This is a genomic window from Microcoleus sp. PH2017_24_DOB_U_A, assembly GCF_020738205.1.
GTDB lineage: Bacteria > Cyanobacteriota > Cyanobacteriia > Cyanobacteriales > Microcoleaceae > Microcoleus.
The window spans coordinates 1-4,032 of record NZ_JAEQCT010000007.1; the positions used below are offsets into that span (position 1 = coordinate 1).

General features: G+C 46.5%; 3 protein-coding genes. All 3 read left to right on the top strand.

All coding sequences use genetic code 11. From position 1 onward, the window contains the following. Positions 1-279 precede the first annotated feature (279 nt). The 3 genes from JGK07_RS00130 (at position 280) to JGK07_RS00140 (ending at position 3,469) form a co-directional block, all read left to right on the top strand. Complete coding sequence (locus JGK07_RS00130; protein WP_293179512.1) at positions 280-1,509, top strand: RNA-guided endonuclease TnpB family protein; 1,230 nt, start codon at positions 280-282, stop codon at positions 1,507-1,509. Between the two features lie 265 nt (positions 1,510-1,774). Continuing rightward, the gene (ribD, locus tag JGK07_RS00135; protein ID WP_293290646.1) at positions 1,775-2,812 is read left to right on the top strand and encodes a bifunctional diaminohydroxyphosphoribosylaminopyrimidine deaminase/5-amino-6-(5-phosphoribosylamino)uracil reductase RibD; all 1,038 of its coding nucleotides are present in this window, start codon (positions 1,775-1,777) and stop codon (positions 2,810-2,812) included. 45 nt (positions 2,813-2,857) lie between these two features. Further along, on the top strand, positions 2,858-3,469 hold the full coding sequence (locus JGK07_RS00140) for a hypothetical protein (protein WP_293179518.1): 612 nt from the start codon (positions 2,858-2,860) through the stop codon (positions 3,467-3,469). Positions 3,470-4,032 lie beyond the last annotated feature (563 nt).

The following is a 4,032-nucleotide window of genomic DNA, read 5'->3' on the forward strand; positions in this document are numbered from 1 at the left end:
AGGGTTTGGTAGTTTTTCTCATTGTCAAATACCTGGAAAGTAGACCACTCATATTTATCAATGCACTATTTTGTGATTTTGTCAATGCGTAAGTCCTAGTTTTTTAACTTTTGAGGGGGTTTGGGGGAGCGATAAGTCCCACGCTGTACCCGTTGGGTCAGCGTTGGGATACATGGACTCCCCCAAGCAAATTTTATCCGGTCAATCCCGGTAAAATTTGCCAGCTAGATGGACTAATTTTATCAAGAATGTATATAATGCTAAAGAGAGGTAAAAACAATGCAGCATCAAGCCGTCAAAGTCAGACTGTATCCGACAACTGAACAACAAGAGATACTATCTCAGCACTTTGGATGCTCTCGCTGGTGGTGGAATCATGCACTCAACTTGTGCATTGAAACCTACAAAGCCACGGGTAAAGGCTTGACTCAAATTGCGTTGAACAAACTCCTACCAAATCTCAAAAAACAAGAAGAAACACAATGGTTGTCGGAGTGTTACTCTCAAGTTTTGCAAGCGACTACGCTCAAATTGGTAACTGCTTACAAGAACTTTTTTGAGTCGAGAGCTAAATACCCTAGATTCAAAGCCAAGAAAAATAGGCAATCAATCCAGTATCCGCAGTCAGTCAAAATTGTTGATGGTTTCCTCAAGTTTCCTGGTCGTGTCGGCATTGTTAAAGTCAAGTTACATCGACCGATTGAAGGAATTATCAAAACTGTAACAGTCAGCATGACCCCTTCAGGAAAATACTATGCCTCTGTGCTGACAGAACTCGAAGGAGACAAATTAGTTGCTCACACCGATGGAAAAGTTGCAGGAATTGACTTGGGATTGAAAGATTTTGCTGTTGTCAATGATGGTATCAAGACATCCAAATACCCGAATCCTAAGCATTTAGCAAAACATGAACGCAACCTGAAAAGAAAACAGCAAAAACTAGCCAGAAAGGAGAAAGGAAGCAGGTCGAGAGATCGAGCCAGGAAACTGGTTGCTAGGGTTCACGAACGAATCAGCAATGTCCGTCAAGACTACTTGCATAAGCTATCCAGAAAGCTTGTTGACGACAACCAAGTCATCGTAGTCGAAAACCTTCACGTTAAGGGCATGGTTCGCAACCACAAACTAGCTAAAGCAATTTCTGATGTAGGTTGGGGGATGTTTGTCAATTTCTTGCAGTACAAACTAGACCGTGAAGGTAAAGTGTTGGTAGAGATTGACCGATGGTTTCCTAGCTCGAAACTCTGTTCAAATTGCCACTATCAGGTGAATGAAATGCCATTAGACGTTAGGACATGGACTTGTCCTAGTTGCGGTACTCATCACGATAGGGACGGAAACGCCTCAATAAATATCAGAGCAGAAGGAATCAGAATGCTATCGGTCTTGGGAACCAGGACTGCTGCTGATGGAGGGGATGTGAGTCCGAAGCTGGGACGTAAGTCTAAGCTGACGCAATCCCCAATGAAGTCAGAAGCCCACGCTGTACCGAAGGTCAGCGTTGGGTAGTTCACAGCTATTTGTTTGGGCGTGTGGGGTCGATCGCCATTTTAATCGCCTTTCAATCCTGATACCGTAAAGTTTGGCTCAACAATCGATCGTCGCCCGTTCGCAAAAATTAGCATCAAACTTACTAAACTTAGGTTAGATATCAGAGCAAAATCTCATGGAAACTTTTGAGGCGGACGCTAAACCGATCGCCAACTTAGCTAATCGACAGCAGCAAGGTACAAAACAACTGGACAATAGCACAATTCAAGAGTTCGATCGAGCCATGATGCGCCGCTGCATAGAATTGGCCCGCCGCGCCCTCGGCAAAACCGCACCCAACCCCCTCGTCGGTTCCGTAGTTGTCCGAGACGGTAAGATTGTCGGCGAAGGGTTCCATCCCGGTGCCGGCCAACCTCACGCCGAAGTGTTTGCACTCCGGGAAGCGGGGGAACTTGCCGCCGGAGCGACTGTTTACGTGAACCTGGAACCCTGCAACCACTACGGTCGGACTCCTCCCTGTTCCGAAGCTTTAGTTAAGGCTAAGGTGGCAAAAGTAGTGGCTGGAATGGTCGATCCAAATCCATTGGTAGCTGGCACTGGGCTGGCTCGATTGCGGGATGCTGGCATTGAAGTGGTGGCGGGAGTGGAAGGGGAAGCTTGTCAGAAACTCAACGAGGCTTTCGTACACCGGATTTTGTACCGCCAGCCTTTCGGAATTTTGAAATATGCGATGACTTTAGACGGTAAAATTGCTACTACTACCGGTCACAGCGCTTGGGTGACAGGCGAGGAAGCTCGGAGCGAGGTACATCGGGTGCGTGCCGGCTGCGATGCGGTGATTGTTGGGGGAAATACGGTGCGTCTAGATAATCCGAAACTAACAAGCCACCAGCCTGACAGAAACAATCCCTTGCGGGTGGTGATGAGCCGCTCTCTGGATTTGCCGAAGTCGGCTTGGTTGTGGGAAACCTCCTCGGCGGCTACTTTGGTACTGACTGAGCCTGGGGTTAAGCCGGAATTTCAGGAATTTTTGATTGCCAAAGGGGTGGAAGTTGTGGAGTTGTCACCGCTGACACCGACTAATGTGATGACTTATTTGTACGATCGATCTTTTATGTCTGTACTGTGGGAGTGCGGTGGCACTTTGGCGGCTTCGGCAATTGCTGAAGGTGCAGTGCAGAAAATTATGGCTTTTATTGCTCCTAAAATTGTCGGCGGCCAAGGTGCTCCAACTCCTGTGGGAGATTTGGGCTTTTCAGCAACGCGGTGGGTGCAGATTGTGTGGTGGAAGGCTATTTTAAAATTAAAGATTGAAAGTTAAAAGCGAGTCTTTTTAGTTTTAATTTTTAACTTTATAACTCCTTTTATGACTGAAATTCTGGTTTGGAGTTTGATGGTTGGTAGTCTCGGCTTGGAGGCTGGGATTCTGGGTGTCTTGGTGAGCCGCGAGCAATTGGCTGCGGGGCAAAAATGTGATGAGGAGGAGGAAGTTTTGACTCGGTACGAATCTCAAGAAGATAATTTGACTGCGCCTGAAAATGCGATCGCAAATGGCAATCCAAAATCCGATCGCAATCCTGATGATTTGACAGTTTGGGAGTACAAGATTGTCCGGGCTAGCAGCGATTTATTTCGCAATCCGGCGATTTTTCACAAGCTGTGTCGGGAAGAGGCGGAAGTTGGCTGGGTTTTGCTCGAAAAGCTCGATGACAGGCGGGTGCGGTTCAAACGTCCGATCGCGCTGAGGGATGCCCCGAGGTCTAATTTACCAACGTTTGACCCTTACCGCAGTCATTACGGCCCGATGTCCAATGCGATGACATGGGCAGTGGCGATCGTGTTTTTGAGTGCGATCGTCCTTCCTGCTGTTTTGGGCTATGCTTTGGTGTCGGCTACTCTCAGCAGAAGTCGCTCTAATTGGCCTCCGACACCGATTCAATCTGTGCCTTCTCCCGGCGGCCCAACAACTAATAATTGAAACTTTGGGGAATTGAGAATTGGTAATTGGTAATTGGTAATTGGGAAGCTTGTTTTATAGCAAGTCTAAATCATTTGTGAACCAGATTTGTTCAACGAACCGCGAAGGCGCGAAGTTCGCGTTCGGCGAAGCCGTTCCCGAAGGGTAGGAAGATAAGAAAAGAGTGTGTGTTCGCTTGATGGATTTAGGATTGCTATAGGGTGCATCTGGTTTTGGCAAGGGCGAAGCATTTCGGCACATAATTTATCAGTGAGAATCAGAGATTTACTGCCGAAATGCTTCGCCCCTACGAGTATATTTTCAAAAATGAGATGCACCCGGCTAAGGTACGTAGTTGCGCTTCAGCGCTCTTTCCGGCGTTGCTGATTTGATGTAGGAAAATTATTTCCTATGATACTGAAACCTCTGTAAAGACGTAACAATGCTACGTCTCTACATTTCAATTCATACTTAAATTCAGCAATGCGCTCTTTCCTAATATTATAAAGAGCGCTAAAGCGCAACTACGTACCTAATACGTTAATTTGATTTTAATACCAATTTTTCAAAAGAATGCAACAGTA

Excerpts from the sequence above, each read along its gene's own strand:
- JGK07_RS00130 (WP_293179512.1), top strand. The coding sequence starts at position 280 with ATGCAGCATCAAGCCGTCAAAGTCAGACTGTATCCGACAACTGAACAA.
- ribD (WP_293290646.1), top strand. The coding sequence starts at position 1,775 with ATGATGCGCCGCTGCATAGAATTGGCCCGCCGCGCCCTCGGCAAAACC.
- JGK07_RS00140 (WP_293179518.1), top strand. The coding sequence starts at position 2,858 with ATGACTGAAATTCTGGTTTGGAGTTTGATGGTTGGTAGTCTCGGCTTG.